This is a genomic window from Virgisporangium aliadipatigenens (genome assembly GCF_016863615.1).
In the GTDB taxonomy this organism is placed as follows: Bacteria; Actinomycetota; Actinomycetes; order Mycobacteriales; family Micromonosporaceae; genus Virgisporangium; species Virgisporangium aliadipatigenens.
Genome location: NZ_BOPF01000007.1, coordinates 1 through 25,310 on the forward strand (window position 1 = coordinate 1; position 25,310 = coordinate 25,310).

The 25,310-nt window shown below is 73.8% G+C and carries 23 protein-coding genes and 1 pseudogene; 13 read left to right on the forward strand and 11 right to left on the reverse strand.

What is annotated here, in order from left to right:
• Positions 1-19 precede the first annotated feature (19 nt).
• Positions 20-946 carry a LysR family transcriptional regulator gene (locus tag Val02_RS10635; RefSeq protein ID WP_203898814.1) on the reverse strand — a complete coding sequence of 309 codons (927 nt, stop codon included), beginning with the start codon at positions 944-946 and terminating at the stop codon, positions 20-22.
• A gap of 83 nt (positions 947-1,029) precedes the next feature.
• On the opposite strand from Val02_RS10635, the gene Val02_RS10640 reads away from it, so the two are divergent.
• Both Val02_RS10640 and Val02_RS10645 read left to right on the forward strand, forming a co-directional pair.
• Positions 1,030-1,833, forward strand: coding sequence for an SDR family NAD(P)-dependent oxidoreductase (locus Val02_RS10640; protein ID WP_203898815.1), 804 nt, complete (start codon positions 1,030-1,032; stop codon positions 1,831-1,833).
• 45 nt (positions 1,834-1,878) lie between these two features.
• Positions 1,879-3,108: an RICIN domain-containing protein gene (locus Val02_RS10645; RefSeq protein ID WP_203898816.1), complete on the forward strand. Its 1,230-nt coding sequence runs from the start codon at positions 1,879-1,881 to the stop codon at positions 3,106-3,108.
• Positions 3,109-3,127: 19 nt separating this feature from the next.
• Here Val02_RS10645 and Val02_RS10650 read toward each other — a convergent pair whose 3' ends face one another.
• Together Val02_RS10650 and Val02_RS10655 are read right to left on the reverse strand one after the other, a co-directional pair.
• Positions 3,128-4,207, reverse strand: a complete 1,080-nt coding sequence (locus Val02_RS10650; RefSeq protein WP_203898817.1) for a cellulose binding domain-containing protein — start codon at positions 4,205-4,207, stop codon at positions 3,128-3,130.
• Positions 4,208-4,420: 213 nt separating this feature from the next.
• Complete coding sequence (locus Val02_RS10655) at positions 4,421-5,092, reverse strand: response regulator transcription factor (protein WP_239152691.1); 672 nt, start codon at positions 5,090-5,092, stop codon at positions 4,421-4,423.
• 132 nt (positions 5,093-5,224) lie between these two features.
• On the opposite strand from Val02_RS10655, the gene Val02_RS10660 reads away from it, so the two are divergent.
• From Val02_RS10660 to Val02_RS10675, 4 genes are all read left to right on the forward strand, one after another.
• Positions 5,225-6,379: an RND family efflux transporter gene (locus Val02_RS10660; RefSeq protein WP_203898818.1), complete on the forward strand. Its 1,155-nt coding sequence runs from the start codon at positions 5,225-5,227 to the stop codon at positions 6,377-6,379.
• Between the two features lie 68 nt (positions 6,380-6,447).
• Positions 6,448-7,689, forward strand: a complete 1,242-nt coding sequence (locus Val02_RS10665) for an ArsB/NhaD family transporter (protein WP_203898819.1) — start codon at positions 6,448-6,450, stop codon at positions 7,687-7,689.
• Complete coding sequence (locus Val02_RS10670) at positions 7,686-8,201, forward strand: putative universal stress family protein (protein ID WP_203898820.1); 516 nt, start codon at positions 7,686-7,688, stop codon at positions 8,199-8,201. Before Val02_RS10665 ends, Val02_RS10670 begins: the two co-directional genes overlap by 4 nt.
• A 79-nt stretch (positions 8,202-8,280) precedes the next feature.
• Positions 8,281-9,861 carry a methyl-accepting chemotaxis protein gene (locus Val02_RS10675; RefSeq protein ID WP_203898821.1) on the forward strand — a complete coding sequence of 527 codons (1,581 nt, stop codon included), beginning with the start codon at positions 8,281-8,283 and terminating at the stop codon, positions 9,859-9,861.
• Here the strand turns inward: Val02_RS10675 and Val02_RS10680 are convergent.
• The 3 genes from Val02_RS10680 to Val02_RS10690 form a co-directional block, all read right to left on the reverse strand.
• A complete protein-coding gene (locus Val02_RS10680; protein ID WP_203898822.1) occupies positions 9,851-10,246 on the reverse strand; it encodes a VOC family protein in 396 nt (131 codons plus the stop codon). The two genes, Val02_RS10675 and Val02_RS10680, sit on opposite strands and share 11 nt — an antisense overlap.
• Before the next feature lie 167 nt (positions 10,247-10,413).
• The gene (locus tag Val02_RS10685) at positions 10,414-10,566 is read right to left on the reverse strand and encodes a hypothetical protein (protein ID WP_203898823.1); all 153 of its coding nucleotides are present in this window, start codon (positions 10,564-10,566) and stop codon (positions 10,414-10,416) included.
• An 87-nt stretch (positions 10,567-10,653) separates the two neighbouring features.
• The gene (locus Val02_RS10690; protein ID WP_203898824.1) at positions 10,654-11,010 is read right to left on the reverse strand and encodes a winged helix-turn-helix transcriptional regulator; all 357 of its coding nucleotides are present in this window, start codon (positions 11,008-11,010) and stop codon (positions 10,654-10,656) included.
• Between the two features lie 63 nt (positions 11,011-11,073).
• Between Val02_RS10690 and Val02_RS10695 the strand changes: the two genes are divergently transcribed.
• The gene (locus Val02_RS10695) at positions 11,074-11,895 is read left to right on the forward strand and encodes an SDR family oxidoreductase (protein WP_203898825.1); all 822 of its coding nucleotides are present in this window, start codon (positions 11,074-11,076) and stop codon (positions 11,893-11,895) included.
• On the opposite strand, the gene Val02_RS10700 is transcribed toward Val02_RS10695, so the two are convergent.
• Positions 11,892-12,743: a LysR family transcriptional regulator gene (locus tag Val02_RS10700; RefSeq protein WP_203898826.1), complete on the reverse strand. Its 852-nt coding sequence runs from the start codon at positions 12,741-12,743 to the stop codon at positions 11,892-11,894. The two genes, Val02_RS10695 and Val02_RS10700, sit on opposite strands and share 4 nt — an antisense overlap.
• 70 nt (positions 12,744-12,813) lie before the next feature.
• Between Val02_RS10700 and Val02_RS10705 the strand changes: the two genes are divergently transcribed.
• The gene (locus Val02_RS10705; protein ID WP_203898827.1) at positions 12,814-13,539 is read left to right on the forward strand and encodes an SDR family NAD(P)-dependent oxidoreductase; all 726 of its coding nucleotides are present in this window, start codon (positions 12,814-12,816) and stop codon (positions 13,537-13,539) included.
• An 18-nt stretch (positions 13,540-13,557) separates the two neighbouring features.
• Here Val02_RS10705 and Val02_RS10710 read toward each other — a convergent pair.
• A pseudogene (locus tag Val02_RS10710) lies at positions 13,558-14,223 on the reverse strand (cytochrome c oxidase assembly protein); the annotation flags it as partial.
• A gap of 34 nt (positions 14,224-14,257) precedes the next feature.
• On the reverse strand, positions 14,258-14,761 hold the full coding sequence (locus Val02_RS10715) for a DUF2243 domain-containing protein (RefSeq protein WP_203898828.1): 504 nt from the start codon (positions 14,759-14,761) through the stop codon (positions 14,258-14,260).
• Positions 14,762-14,860: 99 nt separating this feature from the next.
• Here Val02_RS10715 and glgX point away from each other — a divergent pair, with 99 nt between their 5' ends.
• The 3 genes from glgX (at position 14,861) to Val02_RS10730 (ending at position 19,175) form a co-directional block, all read left to right on the forward strand.
• Positions 14,861-16,963: a glycogen debranching protein GlgX gene (gene glgX, locus Val02_RS10720; RefSeq protein ID WP_203899148.1), complete on the forward strand. Its 2,103-nt coding sequence runs from the start codon at positions 14,861-14,863 to the stop codon at positions 16,961-16,963.
• Between the two features lie 37 nt (positions 16,964-17,000).
• On the forward strand, positions 17,001-17,963 hold the full coding sequence (locus Val02_RS10725) for a Ppx/GppA phosphatase family protein (protein WP_203898829.1): 963 nt from the start codon (positions 17,001-17,003) through the stop codon (positions 17,961-17,963).
• 69 nt (positions 17,964-18,032) lie between these two features.
• Positions 18,033-19,175 carry a carboxylate-amine ligase gene (locus Val02_RS10730; RefSeq protein WP_203898830.1) on the forward strand — a complete coding sequence of 381 codons (1,143 nt, stop codon included), beginning with the start codon at positions 18,033-18,035 and terminating at the stop codon, positions 19,173-19,175.
• Positions 19,176-19,181: 6 nt separating this feature from the next.
• Here Val02_RS10730 and Val02_RS10735 read toward each other — a convergent pair whose 3' ends face one another.
• Together Val02_RS10735 and Val02_RS10740 are read right to left on the reverse strand one after the other, a co-directional pair.
• Positions 19,182-19,457 carry a hypothetical protein gene (locus tag Val02_RS10735; protein WP_203898831.1) on the reverse strand — a complete coding sequence of 92 codons (276 nt, stop codon included), beginning with the start codon at positions 19,455-19,457 and terminating at the stop codon, positions 19,182-19,184.
• On the reverse strand, positions 19,454-19,609 hold the full coding sequence (locus Val02_RS10740; RefSeq protein ID WP_203898832.1) for a hypothetical protein: 156 nt from the start codon (positions 19,607-19,609) through the stop codon (positions 19,454-19,456). Before Val02_RS10740 ends, Val02_RS10735 begins: the two co-directional genes overlap by 4 nt.
• Before the next feature lie 118 nt (positions 19,610-19,727).
• Between Val02_RS10740 and Val02_RS10745 the strand changes: the two genes are divergently transcribed.
• On the forward strand, positions 19,728-20,960 hold the full coding sequence (locus tag Val02_RS10745; protein WP_203898833.1) for an APC family permease: 1,233 nt from the start codon (positions 19,728-19,730) through the stop codon (positions 20,958-20,960).
• Positions 20,961-21,035: 75 nt separating this feature from the next.
• Positions 21,036-25,229 carry a bifunctional nitrate reductase/sulfite reductase flavoprotein subunit alpha gene (locus Val02_RS10750; protein ID WP_239152693.1) on the forward strand — a complete coding sequence of 1,398 codons (4,194 nt, stop codon included), beginning with the start codon at positions 21,036-21,038 and terminating at the stop codon, positions 25,227-25,229.
• The last annotated feature ends 81 nt before the right edge of the window (positions 25,230-25,310 follow it).

Here is a 25,310-nt window from a genome sequence, read left to right on the forward strand (position 1 = left end):
GCGCTCCATTCGCTGCGCGTCATTCCGGCTCCGCTGCCGGGTCCGCGTCCCCCAGGGCGGCTGCCGCGCGCCGCAGTGCCCGCACCGCCGCGCGCGCGGCCACCGACGGGGCCTGCGCGGTGAGCACCGTCGCGGTGCGGCCGTGCCATGCCGGGTCGTGCACCCGGACCGCGGTCACGCCGCGCGGCACCGAGTCGGCGGCGATCCCGGGCAGCAGCGCCACGCCGAGGCCCGCGGCGACCATGCCGAGCCGGGTGGTCCAGCTTCTCGTGGTGTGCCCGATTCTCGGGTCCGCCAGGGTCGGCCAGGCGCCGAACTGGGGCTCGCCGCGCGCGCCCCGGCCGACGATCCAGGTCTCCGCGCTCAGGTCGGCCGGCGTGACGCGGGCCTTGCGGGAGAGGCGGTGCGTCGACGGGACCGCGACGCGCAGGTCGTCTGTGACGAGCGGGTGCTGACGCAGTTCCCCCAGATCGTAGTCGGGAAGGCCCTGGCCGGTGCCGATCACGATCACGTCGAGCCGCGCGGACCTCAGGCGGGACAGCAACGCGGGCGTCGCGCCCTCCTCGATGGTGACGGCCAGGCCCGGATGTGCGGCCCGCAGCCGGGCCAGCGCGCGCGGCACCAGCACGGCCCCCGCCGCCGGGAACGCCCCCAGCCGCAACCGCCCCGCCAACCGGTCCCGCAGCCCGGCGAGGTCCCGCTCGGCCGTGTCCACGGCGCCCAGCACGGTGGCCGCGTGCGCCGCGAGCACGGCCCCGGCGGCGGTCGGGCGCACCCCGCGGGCGAACCGCTCGAACAGCGCCGTGCCGGCCGCGGCCTCCATGGCGGCCACCTGGCGCGAGATCGCCGACTGCGTGTAGCCCAACGCCTCCGCCGCCGCCGTGAACGACCCCGTGTCGGCCACCTCGCGCACCACCCGCAACCCGACCAGCGTCACCTCCGCCATGCCCACAGGGTATGCGAGAACCGCATGGCTGCTATGCACACTCCTCGTTGGTACGCATGCCTCGGCGGACGCACGATGGGGCCATGGCTAACAAGATCTGGTTCATCACCGGTGCGGCGAACGGCTTCGGCCGCCACTGGACCGAGGCGGCGCTGGAGCGCGGCGACCGGGTGGCGGCCACGGCCCGCGACCGCGACCGCCTCGCCGACCTGGCCGCGCGGCACGGCGACGCGATCCTCCCGCTCACCCTCGACGTCACCGACCGGACGGCCGCGTTCGCGGCGGTGCGGCGCGCGGCGCAGACGTTCGGCGGGCTCGACGTGGTGGTCAACAACGCCGGCTACGGGCACTTCGGCATGGTGGAGGAGCTGACCGAGGAGGAGATCCGGGCCCAGCTGGAGACGAACTTCTTCGGTGCGCTCTGGGTCACCCAGGCCGCCCTGCCGGTGCTGCGGGCCCGGGGCGGCGGGCACATCGTGCAGGTGACGAGCGAGGGCGGGGTCGTGGCGTTCCCCGGGATCGGCGCCTACCACGCGTCGAAGTGGGCTCTGGAGGGGCTGAGCGAGTCGCTGCGGCAGGAGGTCGCCGGCCTCGGCATCCACGTGACCGCCCTGGAGCCCGGCCCCTACGCGACCGGCTTCGCGGACACGTCGCGGCACAGCGCCCCGCTCGCCGCCTACGACGCCGTCCGGGAGAACGACATGCCGGTCTGGGACGTCGGCGACCCGGTGGCCACCCGTGCGGCGATCCTCGAACTCGTCGACGCAGCTCAGCCGCCGTCCAGGGTCCTCTTCGGACGGTCCCTGCCGGCCGTGACCGCCGATTACGAGCGCCGCCTGCGCACCTGGACCGACTGGAACGCCCTGTCGCTCAAGGCTTTTCGGTAGGACAGGGGTAGCGCTCCGGTGATCTAGCGTGCACGATGTCTCGACGTGACCGCCTCCGTACAGCTCGCCTCCGCCGTGCACGCCGCCGAGGCCCGGGCGACCGGTGGTGATCCGTCGGGCGCCGCGGCCGCGTTGACCGAAGCCGTCGACGCCGCCAAGGCCGGGCTCGGTGCGGACCACCTCGACGTGCTCGCCGCCTCGTACCTGCTGGCCGGCCTGCACCGCCGCAGTGGCGCGCTGCTCGCGGCCCGCCGCGTGCTCGAACCGGCGCTGGAGGCCGGCCGCCGCATGCACGGCGACTCGCACCAGCTGCTGCTGTCGATGACCTACGAACTGGCCGTGGTCTCCCACGAGCTGGGCCACACCACCGAGGCCGAACGCCACTTCGAGGTGCTGCGCCGGCTCGGCCCGGAGGCGCTCGGCGCCGAGCACGCCTACGTCGAGGCGGCCCGCGGCTACCGGGGCGCCGACAACGACCGGACCGTGGTGCTGTCCACAGTGGACGTCCTTCGGGTCGATCCCGCGCTGGAGCGCAGGCGCCGCATCGTCGCGGCCGCCGCGGTCTCCGGCGTGGCGGCGCTGGCGCTGATCGCCGTGACGTCCGCGGTCGTGCTGGTGCGCGGCGGGCCGGAGCGCGCGTCGCACGCGGGCGCGCCGGTCTTCAGCCCCACCGGTTCGGTGCGGCCGACCGCGAGCGTCCCCTCCGACCCGCCGTTGAGCCTCGCGGCCTCGGAGGGCGCGGTCGTCGCCGCCGAGCCGCCGGCCCCGTCGGCGGCGCGCACCCCGTCGGCCGCGGCGTCGCCGTCGGGCGGGCCGGCCGCGATCGGCGGCGTGTACCGGATCCGGACTGCGCACAGCGGCCTCTGCGTCGGCGAGGGGCCGGAGTCGGGGCGCCACAACGCCCGCACGGTTCTCGGGCAGCACCCGTGTGCCTCGGCGTCGCCGCCGCTGCGGGTGGAGCCCGTGGCGCAGGGCGGATACCGCATCCTGCTGGAACGTGGGGGCAACCGGACCGCGTGCGTGACCGTCGACTACGGCGGCGTCGCGCCCGGGCTGGCGTTCGCGGCGCGGGAGTGCGGGGACGGCCGGCCGGATCAGCGGTTCACGTTCGAGGCGGTGAACGCGCCGGCGGCCGGGTACCGGCTGCGTTCGGTGTCCGGGGCGCGGTACTGCGTCGGCGTGCGGGACGGCAGCGGCCAGAGCGGCGTGCCGCTGGTACAGGCGGACTGCAACCCGCGCGCCACCCACCAGGTGTTCGCCCTCGAGAAGCGGTAGGCGGCGCGGGCGCCCCGCGTCAGGGGCTGGTGCATCCCGTGACGGCCGGCGCGGTGGAACCGTCCCCGTTGGCGACGAAGCCGAAGGTGGTGCTGCCGTTCGGGGCGATGGTGCCGTTGTAGCCGGCGTTGCGGACGTTGACGGCGCCGGTGCTCGCGCTCGGGGTGCCGCCCCACAGGTTCGTGATGCTCTGCCCGTTCGCGAGGGTCAACCGCGCCGTCCAGGCGGTGATGGTGGCGCCGCCGGTGTTGCGCACGGTCGCCTCGGCCTGGAACCCGCCGCCCCAGCTGTTGACCACGCGCACGCTCGCCGTGCACGCGCCGCCGGTGCCGGGGCTCGACGACGGCGGCGGCGAGGACGCGGGGGCCGACGACGGCGGTCGGGAGGACGCCGGGGCGGAGGAGGGCGGTGCGGAGGCGCCCGGCGTCAGGCTGTCCGGGACGGCGCGCAGGGCGTTGTACCAGGCGGTCGCCATCTTCGCGTAGCCGCCCGCGTTGGGGTGGACGCCGTCGGCGAGGTCGTTCGCGCCCAGCGCACCGAACATGTCGACCAGGTACACGTGCTTGCCGGCGTTCGCCCGCGCCTGCACCATGCCCGGGATCGTCGCGTTGTAGGCGCTGACCGCCGAGGCCGACGAGGGCAGCGGCACGATCGTCGCCACGAACACCCGCGCCTCCGGCGCCGTGGCGGTGATCCGGTCGACCAGGTTCGCGAGGCGGGTCGAGGCGCCGCCGGCGTTCTGGATGATGTCGTTCGTGCCGATGTGCAGCAGCACGGTGCGGGGCGTGTACGTGCGGAGCCAGGAGACGATGTTGGCGTCGATCTGGTCGATGCGCCAGCCGGAGTGGCCCTCGTGCTCGCGGTCGGTCAGCGCGGCGGGCCCGTTCGACTGCGAGCCGACGAAGTCGACCTGGTACCCGGCGGCGGTCAGCTTCGGCAGCAGGTCGATCCGGTAGCCGCCCGGCACGTTGAACCCGTCGGTGATGGAGTCGCCGAGCGGCATGATCCGCACCCCGGCGGCAGCGGTCGCGGGGTTGGCCAGTGCCAGGCCGGTGAGGAGCAGCAGCCCGGTCGCCGCCGCGGCGAGCAGTCGCCTCATGCCGCCCGACGATAGTCAGATCTCGATGAAACGGAAGCTCACGCGGGCCCGCGCCCGGTCGGGGGCGGCGCGGGCGTGAAACTTTCCGGTCGTACCCCGCCTCCGACGTGGCGATCGCCGTCACCGCCCCGGGTGCCGCACCGGCCCGGGGCCCCGATAGTTCGGGTCACGAATTACGGCAAAAAATCCGGCCGACGGGGCACCGATATCGGTTCACGCACCGCCGTCCACCAGCTTGTATCCCATCCCGTAGACGGTGAGCAGCCGGGTGGGGCGGCGCGGATTCGGTTCGATCTTGCGGCGTAAGTGGAGAATATGCGTGTCGACCACGCGATCGGCCGCGTCGTGGTCGCGTCCGGGGTTACGCCGCAGTAACTGCGCCCGCGAGAAGATCTGCTCGGGCCGGCGGGCCATCGCCTCCAGGATGGCGAATTCCGCGGGCGTGCAGTCGACCGGCCGGCCGTCCACGGTCACCGTGCGGCGGGTCGTGTCGACGGTGATGTCGCCGACGCGCAGGCGCGCGGGATCGGCCCCCCGGCCGGCGCGCCGCAGCAGAGTGCGGACGCGTAACAGCAGCTCAGCGGGGGTGAAGGGGGTGGTGAGATAGTCGTCGGCGGATGCCAGGTCGAGTCCCGGATCGTCCGGCGCCGCGAGGTCGGTAAGGATCATCACCGGGACCGACGACTCGCGCAGCAGGGTACGAAACGCGTCGCGGCCGTTTACTGAGGAAAACGTCATGTCCAGCAGGACTAGGTCCGGGTCGATGCGTCGTACCTGGTCCGGAAGATCCCGGCCGTGCGGCGCGACGGTCGTGCGGTACCCGGCGGACTCGAGGTACTCGCGCACGATTTCGGCGTGCTCCTGATCGTCGTCGGCGACGAACACGTGTTCCCCCACGGCGCGAATATTAGGGTCAGTTCCGCGGGGTCGAAGAGTTGTTGCACTGAATGCCTCGGTATTCACTAAAGAAATTCGCGCCTCGACATTTCCTTGACATTCCTCGGCCAGGATCGCGGGATGCCCGTCGACCGTTTCTTCGCGCGGCGCGGACACGCCCGGCTGCCGGTGTACGCGTTCTCCGCCGTCGTCGTGGTCGTGGCGGCCGGCGCCGCCATGTACCCGCACCGGGACCCCGGCGGCCGCGCGAACGGTGGGCCGGCGTCGACGGTACCGACCGCCGTGGTCACCCGCGGGGACCTGTCGACCGGCCGCTCGATGAGTGGTACGTGGGGTGTCGGCGTTCCCCGGACAGTGGTGAACGGCCGCGCCGGCGTGGTGACGTGGCTGCCCCCGGCGGGCGCGACGATCGACCGCGGTCAGGTCCTGTACCGCCTCGACGGCGCGGCCGTGCCGCTCTTCTTCGGCAGCCCCACGCTGACGCGCACCCTGTCGGACCCCGGCACCGTCGGGCGGGACGTCGCGCTGGTGGTCGACAACCTGCGCGCGCTCGGCTATCCCGTCGGCCCGCAGCCGGGGCCCGGTGCGGTGGTGGACGGCGCCGACGCGCTGACCCAGGTCTCCACCGACGGCGAGACCCGCCGGGTGCGGGTGGCTGTGCGCGAGGGCGACGGCGTGCTCACCGCCGCGGTGATCGACGCCCTCCGGCAGTGGCAGCGCGACAACGGCCTCGACGCGGACGGGCGCCTCGAGGTCGGCGACATCGCCGTGGCACCCGGCGCGGTGCGGGTCGACGTGCCCCTGGCCCGGGCCGGCGACGCCGCGTCCGGTGCCCTGATGACCGTGGTCTCCGCCGCGCGGGTGGTGACCGTCCGGGCGCCGGCGATCGACGTCGACGCGGTGCGCGACGGCGGCGGCGCGATCGTTCGCCTGCCGGGCGGCACCGAACTGCCCGGCCGCGTCGCCGCCGTCGAACCCCTCGGGCAGCACGGCGACGGCCGGCGCACGGCCACCGTGACCGTCGTGGCGGACCGGCCCGACGCCGCGCAGCTGCCGGACGGCGTCGAGGTCACGGTCGACATCGCCGGCCGCAGCCGCCTCGGCGTGCTGACCGTCCCGGTGAACGCGGTGATCGACCTGCCCGACGGCAGCCACGCCGTGCAGCCGCCCGACGCCGCGCCGGTAGCCGTGACCGTCGGCCTCGTCAGCCGGGGCGTGGTCGAGATCTCCGGCGCCGGGGTGCGCGAGGGGATGCGGGTGGTGGCCGCACCCTGACGGTTCGGCCGACGGTCGGGTGGTAGGTCGCCGCGCGCGACCCGCGGACTCGCCCTACGCTGCCGTTCGTGCAGATCGTGATCGCCGTCGGGTTGCTGGTCGCGGTGCTCGGGTTCGCCGTGGCCCGCCCGGCCGGGCTGCCCGAGGCGGTCGCCGCCGTGCCGGCCGCCGCGCTCGCCGTCCTCGCGGGCCTCGTGCCGCTGGGCGCGGCGTGGCGGGACGTGGTGGAACTAGCGCCGACCGTGGGCTTCCTCGCGGCGGTGCTGCTGCTCGCGCACCTCGCCGACGCGCACGGCGTGTTCCGGTACGCGGCGGCGGTGGCGGCCCGCGCGGGTGCCGGCCGGCCGGTGCGGCTGCTCGGCGCGGTGTTCGCCGTCGCGGCCTCCGTCACGGCCGTGCTGAGCCTCGACGCGACGGTGGTGCTGCTGACGCCGGTGGTGTTCGCGACGGCGGCCCGCCTCGAGGTGCGGGCGCGGCCGCACGTCTACGCCTGCACGCATCTGGCCAACTCCGCCTCGCTGCTGCTGCCCGTCTCCAACCTCACCAACCTGCTGGCGTTCGCGGCGAGCGGGTTGGGGTTCGCGGCGTTCGCGGGGCTGATGGCGCTGCCGTGGCTGGCCGTGCTCGCCGTCGAGTGGGTGGTGTTCCGGCTCTTCTTCGCCGCGGACCTGACCGTGCCGGCCGGACCCGCGCCGCCGCTGTCCGCGCGGCCGCCGCGCTACGCGTTGGCCGTGCTGGGGTTGACGGTGCTCGGCTTCCCGTTCGCCGAGCCGCTCGGGGTGCATCCGGCGCTCGTCGCCGCCGCGGGGGCGCTGCTGCTCGCGGTGCCGCGCGTGCGGCGTGTGCCGAAGGAGGCGGTGTCGCTGCTGCGGGAGCTGGATCCGGCGTTCTGCGCGTTCGTGTTCGCGCTGTCCGTCGTGGTGCTGGCCGTGCGGCGGCACGGGCTCGACGCCCTCGCCGCGGCGTGGACACCGGCGCGCGCCACGTTCGCCGGCCTCCTGCTGACCGCGTTCCTCGCCGCGCTGCTGTCGAACGTCATCAACAACGTGCCCGCCACCCTCGTCCTGGTGCCCGCCGCGGCGCACAGCCCGGGGCTGCTGCTGGCCGTGCTCATCGGCGTCAACGTGGGGCCGAACCTCACCTACGTCGGCTCGCTCGCCACCCTGCTGTGGCGGCAGATCCTGCACCGGCACGACGCGGCGCCCTCCACGCGGGAGTTCCTGGCGCTCGGGGCGCTGTCGGTGCCGGCGTGTCTCCTCGCCGGGGTGGCGGCGCTGTGGGCCGTTCTGGAAATGTCGGGGGTCTCATGAAGGTCATGGTCTGGCTCGCCGAGGGCACCTGGCACGCGGCCGTCGACGCCGCCCGTTCGCACGCCCCGGCCGGCGCCGAGGTGGTGCTGCTGCACGTCGTCGACCCCGCGCTGGCGGCCGGGATCGGTGCGGCGCACGCCGGGCTGCTCGGTCGCGGGCGGCACCGGCCGGATCCCGTCGCGGCCGCCGGTGCCGCCGCCGAGACGGCCGAGCGGGAGCTGCTGGACGCGGCGGCCGCCCGCCTCGGCCGGCCCGCGGCGCGCCTGCTCCTGCGCGGCCGAGCCGAACGCGAGGTCACCGCGGCCTGCGCGGACGCCGATCTGCTCGTGGTCGTGCGGGACGGGGACCGCGCCCGGCTGGGGCCGAAGAGCCTCGCGCCGCCGACCCGGTTCGTGGTGGATCACGCCGCCTGCCCGGTCCTGCTGGTCTGGCCCGGGCAGGCGCCGGGGGTCGGCACCATCGCGCCCCCGCCGCCGCATCACCGGCCGGGGCCGCCTCCGCCGAAGGGGTGATTCGGAGGATCCGCGCTCAAGTCGGCGCCGGGCGGGTCGATCCGCGGTGCATTCCCCGGACAGACGATGGAGGCCCCGCGTGGCCGGTTTGAGCATCAGGACCAGGTTCCTCCTGGTGGTCGTGGCCACCTGGGCGGTCGCCGCCGTCGTGGCGGGCGTCGCACTCGCGTCACCGGGCGCGACCGGCGCGCTGGTGGCCGTTCTCGTCGTGGGGCTCGGCGCGGCGCTCGCTCTCGGCGCCTACCTGGCCCGCCCGGTCTCGGACGGGTTGCGGGGCATCTCCGACGTGCTGACCGCCGTGGCCGACGGCGACCTGAGCCGGGCCACCGGGGTGCGCGGCGCGGGGGAGTTCGGCCGGGTCGCGGCACAACTCGACGACGTCGTCGCGATGCTGCGCGAGCGCCTCGGCCGGCTCAAGGCCAAGACGCACGTCGTGGCCAGTTCCTCCGCGTTGTTGTCGGCGACCAGCGACCGCATCGCGGAGATCGCCGGCCACTCCTCCTCCCGGGCCGGCGCCGTCTCGGCGGCGGCCGGCGACGTCACCGAGAACGTCCAGACCGTCTCGGCCGCGTCCGAGGAGATGGGCGTGTCGATCAACGAGATCGCCGGCTCGGCCGCCGAGGCGGCCCGGGTCGCCGGGGAGGCCACCACGCTGGTGCGCAGCGCCGACGAGGCGGTCGCCCAGCTGGGCGCCTCCAGCAGCGAGATCGGCACCGTCATCGGCCTGATCACCTCGATCGCCGGGCAGACCAACCTGCTCGCGCTCAACGCGACCATCGAGGCCGCCCGGGCGGGCGACGCCGGCAAGGGCTTCGCCGTCGTGGCCAACGAGGTCAAGGACCTCTCCCAGGCCACCGCGAACGCCACCTCCGACATCTCGGCCCGTATCGACGGCATCCGGCGCGCGGCCGACTCGGCGGCCACCGCGATGCGCGAGATGGCCGACGTGATCAACGAGATCAACGGCCACTCGACCGCCATCGCCTCGGCCGTCGACGAGCAGACCGCCACCACCGGCGAGATCAACCGGAACGTCAACCTGGCGGCCCGCGGCGTCACCGACATCGCCGGCACCATCACCGCCGTGGCGGCCGACGCGCAGGCCACCACCGAGGGGGTCGCCCGGGCGCGGGCCGCCGCGACCGAGCTGGCCGAGGCGTCGGCCGAACTGTCGGCCATCGTGTCGGCGTTCACCACCGAGGACCACCGGGCCGAACGCTGGACCGAGACGCCCACCGGCGACCCGGACGTGATCAGCCTCTTCGACGTCCCCGGGATCGGCACCGCCGTCGCGAACCTGCGCGACAGCTACCTCCTGTCCACCTACCACGGCGACATGGGCGACCCGCGCCGGCGCAGGGCGGTGCAGGCCGGCGTCGAGGCGGTCGTCAGGTACCGGCTGCGCTACGCCGTCACCGACATCAGCGGCGCGGCCGGCGCGATGCGGGCGGAGGACCACGCGTGGCTCGCCGCGCAGTTCCCGCGCACGATGGCGGCGGGCTGCATGACGCAGGTGTTCGTGCCGCCGCCGAGCGCGATCGGGAGGATGGCGACCGACCGCATCGCGGCGACCGACGACGAGCACGGCGTGCGCACCGTCACGGTGCCGAACGTCGAGGCCGCCCTGCGCTTCGTGCGCGAGCAGCGGGTCACTGCCTAGCGGCGGCCAGTTCGCCCTCGCTGCGCAGGATGCAGAACTCGTTGCCCGCCGGGTCGGCGAGCGTCACCCAGCCCGTGCCGTCCGGCTTGCGCGTGTCGTACAGCTCCTTCGCGCCGTGTGCGAGCAGCCGCGCCAGCTCCTCGTCGCGCGTGCCGTCGGCCGGGCGCAGGTCGAAGTGGATCCTGTTCTTGACCTGCTTGGTGTCGGGCACCTCGATGAACAGGATCCGGTGCGACCGGTCCGCGGAGTAGATCATGCACTCCTCGTGGCCCGGCAGGTTGGGGTCGTCGGGATCCTCGCTGTAGCCGAGCACGACCTCCCACCACTTCGAGAGGGTGTAGGCGTCGGCACAGTCCACTGTGGTGTGTGAGATGTAAGCGGTCATCGCCCGCATCCTCGCAAACGACGCCGGTTCACGCTCGGAATAAACGCCGAGCCGGCAAATAGTGGGGCCCTACGCAGGTGAAACGGCTCGAAAACCTGCGTAGGGCCCCACTGCTTGTGAATCCGGAGGGCACACGTCACGTGCGCGGCCCTTGCCGCGTAACGGCGTCAGCGGCGGTCGTCGTCGTCCCGCGACGGCGTCTGGGACAGGGCGCTACCGGCCGCCTTCTTGTCCTCCTTCGTCGCCTGCGGGTCGTTGAGCACCTTGCCCGCTGCCGTCGCGGCGTCGGGGCTGGTCTGACGTTCGTTGCGCTCCGCCATCGGTCACACGCTCCTTGTCCATCACAGCGGTTGTTCTCCGTCGATGGCGTACCCAGGGTGCGTGCGGGTCTAACCCGCGTTCGCCCGTTACCGTGACGCGGCGTCGTAGGTGGTGCGGGCCGCGTCGACGTGCGGGAGGTTGGTGACCGCCCACTGCGTCAGATGGTGGAACAGGGGAGCCAGGCTCAGACCCAGTTCGCTGATCTCGTACTCGACCCGGGGCGGCACCTCGGGATGGTAGGTGCGGATGACGAGTCCGTCGCGTTCGAGCTGGCGCAGCCGTTGGGTCAGCACCTTCGGGGTGATGCCGGCGATGCGGCGTTCGAGCTCGACGAAGCGCTGGCGGCCGAACTCGTGGAGGCTCCACAGGATCGGCGTCGTCCACCGGCTGAACACGATGTCCACGACGGGTGCGATCGGGCAGGCCTGCTCGGGATCTGTCACGTCCCAGAGGATAGCCACTTTCCTCTAGGTACCTACTATCCCGGCGCTGTTAGCGTTCCGCGCATGACGATCGTGGTGACGGGGGCGACCGGAAACGTCGGTGCCCCACTGGTGCGCGCACTGCTGGACGCGGGCGCGAAGGTCAGGACCGTGTCGCGGGGCGACGGCCCGCAGGGCGTGCCGCACGTGCGCGCCGACCTCTCCTCGCCGGACGGCCTGCGGGCGGCGTTCGACGGGGCGGAGGCCTTGTTCCTGTTGGTGAGCGGCGCGGGCGCGCACGTCGACGCGGGCGCGCTGCTCGCCGCCGGCGGGTTCGCACGCGTGGTGCTGCTCTCCTCGCAGGCGGCCGGTACGCGGCCGGAATCGGCGTCGCACGCGCCGCTGCGGGCCATCGAGGCGGCCGTGCGGCAGCACGCTCCACAGTGGACGATCCTGCGGCCGGGCGGGTTCCACACCAACGCGTTCGCGTGGGCGGAGTCGGTGCGGACGACCCGAACGGTGGCGGCGCCGTTCGGGGACGTGGGACTGCCGAGCGTGGACCCGGCCGACATCGCCGGGGTGGCCGCCGCGGCGCTGCTCGACGACGGGCACGCCGGCCGGGTGTACGAACTGACCGGGCCGGCGGCGGTGACGCCACGGGAGCGGGCGGGCGCCATCGCCGAGGCGCTGGGGGAGCCGGTGCGCTTCGTCGAGCAGAGCGTGGACGAGGCGCGGGCGCAGCTGTCGCGCTTCATGCCGGAGGCGGTGGTCGAGGGGACGCTCGCCATCCTCGGCACACCCACCGCGGCCGAACGAAGGATCAGCCCCGACGTCGCCACGGTGCTCGGCCGCCCGGCCGGCAGCTTCGCCGACTGGGCGCGGCGGGCGGTGGAGGCGTTCCGCTAACTGCTGGCGGCGGCGGCACAGCGCACGGCCGACGCGACGAACGCGGCCACCTGCCGCGACCGGCTTCCCGACGACCACGCCACCACCGTGGTCGTCGGCGGCGCGTCCGGCACCGGCCGGTACACCACCCCCTGGAACGGCCGCCGCGCCGCCGACTCCGTCACCAGCGCCACGGCGCGACCGACCGCCACCAGCTGCAGCAGTTGGCCGACGTCCTGCACGAGGGGGCCGTTCGCGGCGGTGCCGGGTGCGGCCTCCGGCCAGTGCGGCTGCGGCTCGCCGGCGAGATCGGCCAGGTACAGCACGTCCTTCGCGGCGAGCGGGTGGTCCTCGGCGAGCGCCACGACGCGTTCCTCGGTGTGCAGCTGCTCGGCATCGAGGCCGCTCAGGTCGTTCTGGGGGTGGTGCAGCAGGCCCACGTCGGCGCGGCCGTCGCGGATCATCGCGGCGCGCTCGCCGATGCTGAACAGCAGCTCGACCTCCAGGGCGTCCGGGTCCGCGCCGTAGTCGGCGAGGATGCGCGGCAGCAGGCCGGCGTCGCCGCCGGGTTTGAGCACGAGCACGAGCCGCCCCCGCGCCGCGCCGGCCCGCCGGGTGCGCCGGGTGGCGGCCCCGACGGCGTCGAGCACGATGCGGGCCTCGCCGAGCAGCACCTCCCCGGCGACGGTGAGCCGCGCGCTGCGGCTCGTGCGTTCCAGCAGGGAAACGCCGAGGCGGCGCTCCAACCGCAGGACGGTCCGCGACAGCGCGGGCTGGGCGATGCCGAGACGGTCGGCGGCCCGGCCGAAATGCAGCTCCTCGGCGACGGCGACGAAGTAACGCAGCTCCCGGGTCTCGACGTCATCCATGCCCCCAACGTATCGGTCCGTGCCGGATCGTTCTTGGTGCGCCGGCGGGCGTGGTGATCGGATCGACAGCGTGTCCGAACAGAGAATCGCCCTGGTCACCGGGGCCAACAAGGGAATCGGGTTCGCGGCGGCCGAGGGGCTCGCCAGGCACGGGACGACGGTGGTGGTCGCGGCCCGCGCCCACGACAAGGGCAAGATCGCGGCGGAACGGATCGGCGGCCGGCCGGTCGTCCTGGACGTCACCGACGCCGCTTCGGTGCGGGCCGCCGCGCGGACCGTCGAGGAGTGGTACGGGCGGCTGGACGTGCTCGTCAACAACGCCGGCATCTCCGGCGGGCGGGCCGGCCAGGGCGTCGGCGACGCCGCCGAGGACGTGCTGCGGCAGGTCTTCGAGACGAACCTCTTCGGCGTCGTGCGGGTCACCGAGGCGTTCCTGCCGCTGCTGCGCCGTTCGGCGGACGCGCGCATCGTCAACGTCTCCAGCGGCACCGGCTCACTCGGCTGGATGACCGACCCGGCGCACTACTTCGCGCGGATGCCCGGCGTGCTCGGCTACCCGGTGTCGAAGACCGCGCTGAACATGCTGACCGTCCAGTACGCCAAGTCGTTGGGCCCCGACGGCATCACCGTGAACGCCATCGCCCCCGGCCCCTGCGGCACCGACTTCGCGACGGCGCTGGGGATGGAGCTGCCCCGCACCGCGGCGGAGGGCGCGGCGATCATCGTCAAGCTCGCCACGCAGGCCGAACGCCCGACGGCCGGGTTCCACGACGACAACGGCCCGGTCCCGTGGTGAGCGCGGCCGCCGCCAGCCGCTGAGCATCGCCACGGCGAGCAGGATCTCGACGAGATCGCCGCCGTAGTACATGAGTTCGCCGGCCGCCCGGCGCTCGGCCGCCGGCACGTCCGGGTACGGCAGCACGCCGGCGTAGAGCAGCTGCGCGACGGCCGAGTGCACGGCCACGGCCACGCCGAGAACGACCAGCCGGGCCGGCACCCCGGGCCGGTGCGGCGCGGGATCCGGCCCGGCGATCGCCCAGGCGAAGAGGTAGCCCGACGCCAGCAGGTGAACGTGCACCAGCGGCGCGGGCACCGTGCCGTACAGCGGGGTCAGGTACAGGACGGCGAGCCCGCCGGAGGTCAGCAGCAGCGCCGTCACCGGGTGCGTGAGCAGCCGCGCGGGTCGGGTGCGCAGCAGCCGGTTGAACCGGCGGGCACGCCGCGGCGGCAGGGCCCGCAGCAGCAGCGTCACCGGCGCGCCGAGAACAAGGCCGAGCGGCGCGAGCATGCCGAGCAGCAGGTGTTCGACCATGTGCCCGTCGAGGCCGGGCCCGAACGGGGACGCCAGGGCGAGCGTCGTCACGGCGAGGCCGGCGAGGAAGGCGGCCGTCCGCCACCGCGGCCAGGGTTGCCGCACCAGGACGAGATAGGCGACCCCGACGGCGGCCGGGAGGAAGAAGACCGGCCCGGCGTGGCTCACCCGCGCGGCCCGCGCCGGACCGGCCGGGCGGCGGTCACGCCGGATCCCCGTCCGCGCCGCGCGCGATCAGCCACCCGGCGGCGACCAGCAGCGCGCCCAGAGCCAGGAAACCGAGGTCCCACCAGAGCCGGTCCGGCCCCTCGCGCACGTGGTGGATGCCGAGCACCTGGTGATCGACCAGCCCTTCGACCAGGTTGAACAGTCCCCAGCCGGCCACCACCCGCCCCCACAGCGCCCGGGAGGAGAACACCCGCCCGCGGTCCCTGCCCACCCGGGCGTAGAGCAGCCCGAGCCCGGCCAGCACGAGCAGCCACGTCAGCGTGTGGAACAGCCCGTCCCACAGGGTGTTCATCCGCAGGCCGTGCACCGTGTCGGGCGGGTAGTGGGCGATGCCGACGCGGTCGTCGGCGGTGCCGGTGAGCAGGTGGTGCCACTGCAGGATCTGGTGCAACAGGATCCCGTCCACGAACCCGCCGAGCCCGGCGCCGAGCAGCAGCCCGGGAAGGGTGAGAATCGACCGTTTCGCCCGCACGTCCACGCGTCGCGTGCTACCCCGTTCAGCGGAACTATTCGTGTTTGGCGCGGGCGGAACGGGGAAACTCTGGGGTCCGCGATTTCGATCATGACTGGGGTTCGGATGTCGATGTGGCCGGGTTCGCCCTATCCGCTGGGTGCGACCTACGACGGGGGCGGCACCAACTTCGCGCTCTTCTCCGAGGTGGCCGAACGGGTCGAGCTGTGCCTGTTCGACGACGCCGGTAACGAGACCCGGATGGACCTGCCCGAACGCGAGGCGCTGACCTGGCACGGCTACCTGCCGCGGGTCGGTCCCGGGCAGCGCTACGGGTTCCGGGTGCACGGGCCGTTCGACCCCGGTGCCGGGCTGCGCTGCAATCCGCACAAGCTGCTGCTGGATCCCTACGCGAAGGCCGTCGACGGCGGGATCGAGTGGAACGAGGCGCTCTTCTCGTACCGGTTCGACGACCCGGACTCGTTCAACGACCTCGACTCCGCGCCGTACGCGATGAAATCGGTCGTGGTGAACCCGTTCTTCGACTGGGCGAACGACACGCCGCTGCGCATCCCGTTCCACCAGACGGTGATCTACGAGGCGCACGTGAAGGGGACGACGAACGCGCACCCGAAGATCCCCGAGGACGTGCGCGGCACCTACTCGGGACTGGCCCACCCGGTGATGCTCGAACACTTCAAGCGGCTGGGCGTCACCGCCGTGGAGCTGATGCCGGTGCACCAGTTCGTGCACGACGGGGGACTGGTGGAGAAGGGGCTGTCTAACTACTGGGGCTACAACACGATCGGCTTCTTCGCCCCGCACAACGGGTACGCGTCGTTCCGGCACCAGGGCGGTCAGGTGCAGGAGTTCAAGACGATGGTGAAGGCGTTGCACCGGGCCGGTATCGAGGTGATTCTCGACGTGGTCTACAACCACACGGCCGAGGGCAACCATCTCGGGCCCACGCTGTCGTTCCGGGGCATCGACAACGCCGCCTACTACCGCCTCGTCGACGACGACAAGCGCTACTACTACGACACCACCGGCACCGGTAACTCGTTCAATGTGCGGCATCACGAGTCGCTGCGCCTCATCATGGACTCGTTGCGGTACTGGGTCACCGAGATGCACGTGGACGGGTTCCGCTTCGACCTGGCCGCGACGCTGGCGCGGGAGTTCCACGAGGTGGACCGGCTGGCGGCGTTCTTCGACCTGGTCAATCAGGATCCGATCGTGAGCCAGGTGAAGCTGATCGCCGAACCGTGGGACGTCGGCGACGGCGGCTACCAGGTGGGCGGCTTCCCTCCACTGTGGACGGAGTGGAACGGCCGCTACCGCGACACCGTGCGCGACGTGTGGCGCGGCGAGCCGGGTGTGCTCGGCGAACTGGCGACGCGCTTCACCGGTTCGCCCGACCTGTACGAGATCGACGGGCGGCGGCCGATCGCCAGCATCAACTTCGTCACCGCGCACGACGGCTTCACGCTGCAGGACCTGGTGTCGTTCAATCACAAACACAACGAGGCGAACGGCGAGGACGGCAACGACGGCGAGAGCCACAACCGCTCCTGGAACACCGGCGCGGAGGGGGCGAGCGACGACCCGGAGATCGTGGCGATGCGCGCCCGGCGGGTGCGCGGCATGCTCACCACCCTGCTGCTCTCGCAGGGCGTGCCGATGCTCTCCCACGGCGACGAACTCGGCCGCACCCAGCGCGGCAACAACAACGTGTACGCCCAGGACAACGAGCTGAGCTGGATCGACTGGACGGGTGGCCGGGAACACGAGTCGCTGACCAACTTCGTCGCCCAGCTCACCCGCCTGCGCGCCGAACATCCGGTGTTCCGCCGGCGGCGCTTCTTCGACGGCCACGAGGTCGGCGGGGTCACCGACATCGCGTGGCTGCGCGCCTCCGACGGCGGCCCGATGAACGACGACGACTGGAAGGGCGACACCGTCGCCGTGTACCTCAACGGGCGCGGCATCCCGGAGCCGGACGCGCTCGGCGAGGAGATCGTCGACGACTCGTTCCTGCTGCTGTTCAACCCGGGCGCGTCGGACGTCGCGTTCACGCTGCCGGGCGAGGAGTACGGCAGTTCGTGGGAGTTCGTGGTGGACACGGCGGATCCGCTGCTGGCCTCGCCCGAGCGCGGCAGCAACGCCAAGGCCGGCGAGCGGGTCGACGTGCCGGAACGCACCGTCGTGGTGCTGCGCTGCCTGTACTGAGCGCGTAGATCGACGCCACCCGGGTAGTGGGTGCTCCGTGCGATGGGGTGTGCTGGACCTCGGTTCCCAGTCGGTGAACCTGTGGGTGGTCGACGCGGGCCCGGGGGCGCCACCGCTTCCGGTGTACCGGGAGAAGGCGCCGACCGGCCTCGCGAAGGCGACCGGACCCGACGGGGTGGTGAGCGCCGCGGGGATCAGGCACGCCGTCGCGGCGGTGTGCGCGATGCTGGACGTCGCGCGCGAGCGCGGGGTGGCCGAACTGGTGCCGTTCGCCACGGCCGCCGTGCGCGACGCGGCGAACCGGAAGGAGATCGTCGACGCGCTGCGCGCCGGGGCCGGCATCGAGGTCGGCTTCCTCAGCGGCGAGGACGAGGGCCGGCTGACCTACCTCGCGGCGCACCGGTGGTACGGATGGTCGACGGACGGGCTGCTGGTGCTGGACATCGGCGGCGGTTCGATGGAGATCGTGCGCGGCAGCGACGAGAACCCGGCGGTGTCGGTCTCGCTGCCGGTCGGCGCCGGCCGGTTGACCCGCAGCCACCTGCGCGAACATCCGGCCGGCCGGCGGCAGGTCGAGCGGCTGCGCCGCCTCGTGCGGGAGATCGTCCAACCGGCGGCGCGGCACCTCGCCCGGGGCCGCCGGCCGTCCCGGGCGGTGGCGACGTCGAAGACGTTCACCCAGCTGGCCCGCTTCGCCGGGGAGCCCGGGCGTGGCGGGTTCGCCGGGGCGCGGGTGCTGCGCCGGCGCGAACTGCGCCGGTGGATCCCGAAGCTGGCCGCGATGAGCCCGGCCGAACGCGCCCGCCTGCCCGGGGTCAGCCGTAAACGGGCCCGGCAACTGCTCGCCGGGGCCGTCGTCGCCGAGACCGCGATGGACGCGTTGGGTGTCGAGACGGTGGAGATCTGCCCGTGGGCGTTGCGTGAGGGCGTGCTGCTGCACCGGATCGGCCGCACGAGCGGCCCGGAACTGCTGCGCCCGGTGCGCCTGTCGGACGTTTGAGGCGCGTCGCGGCGGGCAGAGCATCGGCCCGAACCGCACTAATCAACAAAAATACGAATGGTTGGCGCAATGACCAGTCTTCTGCGCACGGTCGGGGACGACGCCGACACCGGTGATCCGGACCGGCTGACGATCGGGGTCGAGGAGGAGTTCCTGCTCCTGGATCCGGAGACCGGGATCAACCTGCCGGTGGCCGAGGAGGTGACGGACGCGCTCCCGGTGGCCGTGCGGGACCGCAGCCGCCTGGAGGTCCGGCGCAGCATGATCGAGATGTTCACCGGCCTCGGCACCGACCTGACGGAGCTGCGCCACGAACTGCTCGGTTTGCGCCGCGCGGCCGCCGCCGCGGCGGCCGCCACCGGTGCCAGCCTGGTGGCCGTCGGGGCGACGCCGATCGGCGAGCCCGACCTGACGACGCCGTCCGAGCCGCGCTACCGCGCCATGACCGAACGGTACGGGCCGGTCGCCCGCGACCCCGCCGTGTGCGGGCTGCAGGTCCACATCGGGGTCGCCGACCGCGACCTCGCCGTGCGGGTCTGCAACCACCTGCAGGTGTGGCTGCCGGTCGTCCGGGCGATGACGGCCAACTCGCCGTTCTGGGAGGGCGCGGACACCGGGCACGCCAGCTGGCGCTCCGTGCAGCTGCAGCGGTGGCCGGCGCTGGGGCCCACGCCGTACTTCGAGTCGGCCGGCGAGTACGACGAGACCGTCACCGGACTGATCACCGCCGGCGTGCTGCTGGACGCGTCGATGGTCTACTGGTACGCCCGGCTGTCCCCGACCTACCCGGCCGTCGAGGTGCGCATCGGCGACGTGTGTCCGACCGTCGACGACACGGTGCTCACCGTCGCGCTCGTCCGGGCGGCCGTCGCGAGCGCCGTCACCGAGATCCGGGCCGGGCTCCCGGCGTCGATGCCACGCGAGTGCGTCACCACGGCGGCACACTGGCACGCGGCCCGCCACGGGCTGTCCCGCAATCTCATCGACCTGCGGCTGGGGAAGGCGCGCCCGGCGTGGGACATGGTCAACGAGTTCTTCGCGACGATCAGCCCCGCCCTGCTGCACAACGGCGACCTCGAACTCGTCGTCGACCGGCTGGCCCACCTGCGCGCCGAGGGCACCGGCGCGGACCGGCAGCGGCAGGCCTACGAGCGTTCCGGTGACCTCCGGCAGGTGCTCGTGGAGTTGGCCGAGCTGACCGTGCGCGACTGACAGGCCTCACGGCCGGCGGAACGTCCGGTCGCGCCGTGGCCGCGCACGCGTCGCCGCGACGCACCGCGGGCAGATCCGCCCGATCGGGTCGCCGGCGCCTACCACGTCCGACGCCCGGTACCCGAACGCCTCGTGCGGGAAGCGCCGCAACGCGGAACGGCTCAACGCCAGGCCGCACAGCGTCTGGTTGGTGCCCGGGTGCCAGGCGTGCACGTCGCCGCCGGGCCGGCGCACGCCGCTGCCGTCGACCCACTCGCTCGACGCGGCGACGGCGGCCGTCACCGCGCGCCGGGCGGCGGGGTGGTGACCGGCCGTCCCGTCTCGTCCACCAGGCCGGGGGCCATGCTGCCGCCGTGCGCCTCCTGGGCCTCCCGCGTGCGGTCCCGTTCCTCGCGCTCGGCCTCGTCGGGGCGCTCGTCCGTGCGTTCGTCCATGGCGTTCCCCTACCCGCGGGCGGGCGGAGTAGTCAGCGGACGGCGCGCTCGGCGAGGGCGACCCCGACCGCGTGGACCGTTCACGTCGCCGCCGTCCGGCGGCCACCCGCCGGCGACTATGGTCACCTGCGTGAGACTGGAGCGGCGGCTGGGCCTGACCGATGCGGCCTTCGTCGGCCTGAGCGCGATGGTCGGCGCCGGCATCTTCACCGCCCTCGCGCCCGCCGCCGGGGCGGCCGGCCCCGGACTGCTGCCGGCGCTGCTGCTCGCCGCCGTGGTCGCGTACTGCAACGCCTCCTCCTCCGGCCGGCTCGCCGCGCTGTATCCCGAGTCCGGCGGCACCTACGTGTACGGGCGGGAGCGGCTGGGGCCGTTCTGGGGGTACCTCGCGGGCTGGGGCTTCGTGGTCGGGAAGACGGCCTCCTGCGCGGCGATGGCGTTGACGGTCGGGCTGTACGTGTGGCCGGCGCAGGCGCATCTGATCGCGGTCGTCGCGGTGGCGGCGCTGACCGGGGTGAACTACGTGGGGGTGCAGCGTTCGGCCGCGGTGGCGCGCGTGCTCGTGCTGGCGGTGCTGGCCGTCCTGCTGCTCGTGGTGGCCGTGTGCGTCTTCGCCGGGACCGCCGACGCCGGGCGGCTCTCCGTCGCCGGCGCGGACGCGGGTGTGCTGCAGGCCGCCGGGCTGCTCTTCTTCGCGTTCGCCGGGTACGCGCGCGTGGCCACGCTCGGCGAGGAGGTGCGCGAGCCGGAGCGGACCATCCCGCGCGCGATCCTGCTCTCCCTGGCCGTCGCACTCGCCGTCTACGCCGCCGTCGCGGTGGCGGTGCTGGTCGTGCTCGGTCCCGCTCTCGCGCAGGCGCGGGCGCCGCTGGCCGAGGCCGTCCGGGTGGCCGGCGCCGACTGGCTGGTGCCCGTCGTGCGGGTCGGGGCGGCGGTCGCGGCGCTCGGTTCGCTGCTGGCGCTGATCCTCGGGGTGTCGCGCACCGTGCTCGCGATGTCACGCGACCGGTTTCTGCCGCGCGGGCTCGCGGCCGTGCATCCCCGGTTCGCCGTGCCGCACCGCGCGGAACTGGCCGTCGGGGCCGTCGTCGCGGTCATCGCGGCCACCGCCGACGTCCGGGCCGCGATCGGGTTCAGCTCGTTCGGGGTGCTGGTCTATTACGCCGTCGCGAACGCCTCGGCGTGGACGCTCGGCCGCCGGATCGTGCCCGCCCTCGGGCTGGTCGGCTGCCTGGTGCTGGCCCTGGCGCTGCCGTGGCGTTCGGTGGCGGCGGGTGCGCTGGTCCTGGCGGTCGGCGCGGTCGCCTACCTGTTTCACGATCGTGTCGGACGCGTTGTGGGTCGGCCGTAACGCCGCCGTCGCGCCGGGAGTCACGCCCGCGTAACCGCCCGTTCCTAGTTTCCGGGGGAACGGAGAGGAGCACGGGTGGAGCGCGTCCGTACGGTGTGTTCGTACTGCGGCGTCGGCTGCGGAATCGTCCTCGACGTCAACCGGCGCACCGTCACCGGCGACCGGGACCATCCGGCCAACGCCGGACGCCTGTGCACGAAGGGCGCCACCAGCGGCGAACTGCTCACCGCCCCCGGCCGCCTCGACCGCGCCCTCGTCGACCGCGAACCCACCGACCTCGACGTCGCGGTCTCGCTCACCGCGCGGCGGCTGCGCGAGACGCTCGACGCGCACGGCCCCGACTCCGTCGCCCTGTACGTCTCCGGGCAGATGGGTCTGGAGGCGCAGTACCTGGCGAACAAGCTGGCCAAGGGCTTCATCCGCACCACCCGGATCGAGTCGAACTCGCGGCTGTGCATGGCCAGCGCCGGCACCGGCTACAAGCTCTCGCTCGGTGCCGACGGGCCGCCCGGCTCCTACGACGACCTCGACCGCGCCGACCTGTTCCTGGTCATCGGCTCGAACATGGCCGACTGTCACCCGATCCTGTTCCTGCGCATGATGGACCGGGTCAAGGCCGGTGCGCGGCTCATCGTGGTGGACCCGCGCCGCACGGCCACCGCCGCCAAGGCCGACCTGTACCTGCCGGTGCGCCCCGGCACCGACCTCGCCCTGCTCAACGGCCTGTTGCACCTGCTCGTGGCGAACGGCCGCACGGACCGGGAGTTCATCGCCGCGCACACCGAGGGCTGGGAGGCGATGACCGGCTTCCTCGACGACTACACGCCGGAGGCGGTGGCCGCGCTCACGGGCGTTCCCGAGAACGACCTGAGGACCGCGGCCGAGTGGATCGGGACGGCCGGGGAATGGACGAGCCTCTGGACCATGGGTCTCAACCAGAGCACCCACGGCACCTGGAACACCAACGCCCTGATCAACCTGCACCTGGCGACCGGCGCGATCTGCCGGCCGGGCAGCGGCCCCTTCTCGCTGACCGGCCAGCCCAACGCGATGGGCGGCCGCGAGATGGGCTACATGGGGCCGGGCCTGCCCGGGCAGCGCTCGGTGCTCGACGCCGGCGAACGCGCGTTCACCGAGGAGGTCTGGGGGCTGCCGGCCGGGACGCTGCGCAGCGAGGTCGGGCGCGGCACGGTCGACATGTTCCGCCGGATGGCCGACGGGGAGATCAAGGCCTGCTGGATCATCTGCACCAACCCGGTCGCGTCGGTCGGCAACCGGCGCACCGTCGTCGAGGGCCTGGAACGCTGCGACTTCGTGGTGACCCAGGACGCCTTCGCCGACACCGAGACGAACGCCCACGCCGACGTGGTGCTGCCGGCGGCGATGTGGTCCGAGGCCGACGGCGTGATGATCAACTCGGAACGGAACCTGACCCTGGTGCCCGGCGCCGTCACGCCGCCCGGACAGGCCCTGCCCGACTGGCAGCTGATCGCCCGGATCGCCTGCGAGATGGGCTACGCGGACGCCTTCACGTACGGCTCGGCCGCCGAGGTCTACGCCGAGATCCAGCGCTTCGCCAACGAGAAGACCGGCTACGACCTGCGCGGCGCCTCCTACGAACGGCTCCGCACCGGCCCCGTCCAGTGGCCCGCCCCGCCCGGCTGCGGCCCGCGCAACCCGATCCGCTACCTGACCCCGGACGGGCCGCGCTTCCCCACGCCCAGCGGGCGCGCGATCTTCCACGCCCGCCCGCACGTGCCGCCGGCCGAGCTGCCCGACGACGACCACCCGTTCGTGCTGAACACCGGCCGGGTGCAGCACCAGTGGCACACGCTCACCAAGACCGGCAAGATCACCGCGCTGAACAAGCTCAACCCCGGGCCGTTCCTCGAGATCCACCCCGACGACGCCTTCGTGCTCGGTATCGGGGCGGGCGACGAGGTCGAGGTCGCCTCGCGGCGCGGACGGGCCGTGCTCCCGGCCGTCCTGACGGACCGGGTCCGTCCCGGGTCGCTCTTCGCGCCGTTCCACTGGAACGACCTCTTCGGCGCGAACCGCAGCGTCAACGCGGTCACCAACGACGCGGTGGACCCGCTGTCGTTCCAACCGGAGCTGAAGGTCTGCGCGGTCGCGCTGACCCGGGTGGCGGCCGCCCCCGTCCCGGCCGGCACGCCCGGCGCGGCGCACGGCATCTCGGCGTCCGGCCTCGCCGGTATCGGCATCTCGGCCGACGGCCTTTCGCCGGCGGGCGTTTCCGCGGGCGCCGGCCGGCCGGGCGGAGTCTCGGCGGTGGCCTCGGGGCTGCTCGGGATCGACCCCGCGCCGCCAGTCCTGACCGACCCGCAGCGGCGGTACCTGGCCGGGTTCCTCGCCGGGGCCGCGACCGCCGACGCGCCGCCGGTGCTGCCGGCCGGGGCGCCGTTCGACGCCCTGACGGCGGCGTGGATCGACGGGTTCGTCGCCGGCGGGTGGCGCGCCCCCACCGCCGCCGCGGATGCACTGTCCACTGCGGACAGTCAGGCGGTGCGGGTGCTGTGGGCGTCGCAGACCGGCACGGCGGAGGAGTTCGCGGCGACCGTCCACAGGAGACTGTCGGACAGCGGGCTGGCGGCACACCTGCGCAGCATGTCCGATCCGGCCGCCGAACTGCTGGACGGCTCCGGGGACCTGCTGGTCATCACGAGCACGTTCGGGGACGGGGACGCGCCGGACAACGGGGCCACGTTCTGGGAGTCGCTGCGCGACGCGCCACGGCTGGACGGGCGGCGGTACGCGGTGCTGGCGTTCGGGGACTCGTCGTATCACGACTTCTGCGGGCACGGGCGGCGGATCGACGACCGGCTGGCCGAGCTGGGGGCGGTGCGGATCGCGCCCCGCGTCGACTGCGAACCGGACTACGAGGACGCCGCGCAGGGCTGGCTCGACGCGGTGGTGCAGGCGCTGACCGCACCCGAACCGGCCGCCGCACTCGCCGCGCCCGCCGGTGACGTGGCCCGGGGCGTCAACGGGTCGGCGACGCGGGTGGCGCGGGTGGCGCCGCGGCCGGGTTCGCCGGACGGGGCAACGGTTGTCGGTGCGCCCGTGCCGGTGCTGAGGCCGGCGGGTGGTGCGGGGGCGGTGCTCGCTCCGGTCGGTGGTGCGAAGGCGGTGCGGAAGGTCGTTCCGGGGTCGAAGGGTGCGCCGGTCGGGTCCGCGCTCATCGGCAACGAACTGCTCTCCGGCGCGGGTTCGGCGAAGGAGGTGCGGCGGTTCACGTTCGACACCGGCGACGCCGACCTCGGCTACGCCGCCGGTGACGCGCTCGGCGTCCTGCCCACCAACTGCGCGGAACTCGTCGCGGAGTGGCTCGACGTCACTGGGCTCGACGCCGACGCGGAGGTGGCGCTCGGCGGCGAGCCGATCGGGTTCGCCGAGGCGCTGCGGACCCGCCTGGACATCACCGGACTCGCACCGGCGCTGCTGCGCTTCGTGGCCGACCGCACCCAGTCCGCGCCGCTGAAGACGCTGCTGCGGCCCGACAACAAGGGCGAACTGGCGAAGTGGACCTGGGGCCGCCAGGCGATCGACGTGGTCGCCGAGCACGGGGTGCGCGCCTCGGCCGCGGAGTGGGCCGGAGTGCTCAGGCCGTTGCAGCCGCGCCTGTACTCGATCTCGTCCACGCCGGTCGACGACCCGCGCCGGGTGAGCCTGACCGTGTCGGTGGTGCGCTTCGCCAACCCGGGTGGGCGTTCGCGCAAGGGGGTGTGCTCGACGTATCTGGCCGACGCCGCCCCGGAGCAGCCGGTGCCGGTGTACCTGAGGCGCAACCCGTCGTTCCGCCTCCCGGCCGACGACGCACCGGTGATCATGATCGGGCCGGGGACGGGCGTGGCGCCGTTCGTGGCGTTCCTGCGCGAACGCCGTGCGCGTGGCGCGCGCGGGCCGTCCTGGCTCTTCTTCGGGGAGCAGCGGCGTTCCACCGACTTCTACTACGCCGACGAACTCGACGCGATGCGCAACGAGGGCACGCTCACCCGGCTCGATGTGGCGTTCTCCCGGGATCAGCGCAACAAGGTCTACGTCCAGGACCGGATGCGCGAACACGGCGCCCACCTGTGGCGGTGGCTCTGCGACGGCGGGCACCTCTACGTCTGCGGGGACGCCAGCCGGATGGCCAAGGACGTGGACCGGGCGCTGCGCGAGATCGTCGCCACGCACGGCGGCGTCGACCCGGAACCGTGGATCAAGGCGCTGGTCGCCGAGCGCCGCTATCTTCGCGACGTGTACTGATCTCCACGCTGCGGGCCGCCGACCACCGGCCACTCATGCACGCGACACCCGACGACACCGACGCGACGGCCGTCGTCGCCG

Bases quoted from the DNA above. Each gene is read 5' to 3' on its own strand.
- Val02_RS10740 (WP_203898832.1), bottom strand. From the start codon at position 19,609: ATGGACGAACGCACGGACGAGCGCCCCGACGAGGCCGAGCGCGAGGAA.
- Val02_RS10650 (WP_203898817.1), bottom strand. From the start codon at position 4,207: ATGAGGCGACTGCTCGCCGCGGCGGCGACCGGGCTGCTGCTCCTCACC.
- Val02_RS10640 (WP_203898815.1), top strand. From the start codon at position 1,030: ATGGCTAACAAGATCTGGTTCATCACCGGTGCGGCGAACGGCTTCGGC.
- Val02_RS10695 (WP_203898825.1), top strand. From the start codon at position 11,074: ATGACGATCGTGGTGACGGGGGCGACCGGAAACGTCGGTGCCCCACTG.
- Val02_RS10700 (WP_203898826.1), bottom strand. From the start codon at position 12,743: ATGGATGACGTCGAGACCCGGGAGCTGCGTTACTTCGTCGCCGTCGCC.
- Val02_RS10730 (WP_203898830.1), top strand. From the start codon at position 18,033: ATGACCAGTCTTCTGCGCACGGTCGGGGACGACGCCGACACCGGTGAT.
- Val02_RS10680 (WP_203898822.1), bottom strand. From the start codon at position 10,246: ATGACCGCTTACATCTCACACACCACAGTGGACTGTGCCGACGCCTAC.
- glgX (WP_203899148.1), top strand. From the start codon at position 14,861: ATGTCGATGTGGCCGGGTTCGCCCTATCCGCTGGGTGCGACCTACGAC.
- Val02_RS10685 (WP_203898823.1), bottom strand. From the start codon at position 10,566: ATGGCGGAGCGCAACGAACGTCAGACCAGCCCCGACGCCGCGACGGCA.
- Val02_RS10745 (WP_203898833.1), top strand. From the start codon at position 19,728: ATGGTCACCTGCGTGAGACTGGAGCGGCGGCTGGGCCTGACCGATGCG.
- Val02_RS10635 (WP_203898814.1), bottom strand. From the start codon at position 946: ATGGCGGAGGTGACGCTGGTCGGGTTGCGGGTGGTGCGCGAGGTGGCC.
- Val02_RS10660 (WP_203898818.1), top strand. From the start codon at position 5,225: ATGCCCGTCGACCGTTTCTTCGCGCGGCGCGGACACGCCCGGCTGCCG.
- Val02_RS10670 (WP_203898820.1), top strand. From the start codon at position 7,686: ATGAAGGTCATGGTCTGGCTCGCCGAGGGCACCTGGCACGCGGCCGTC.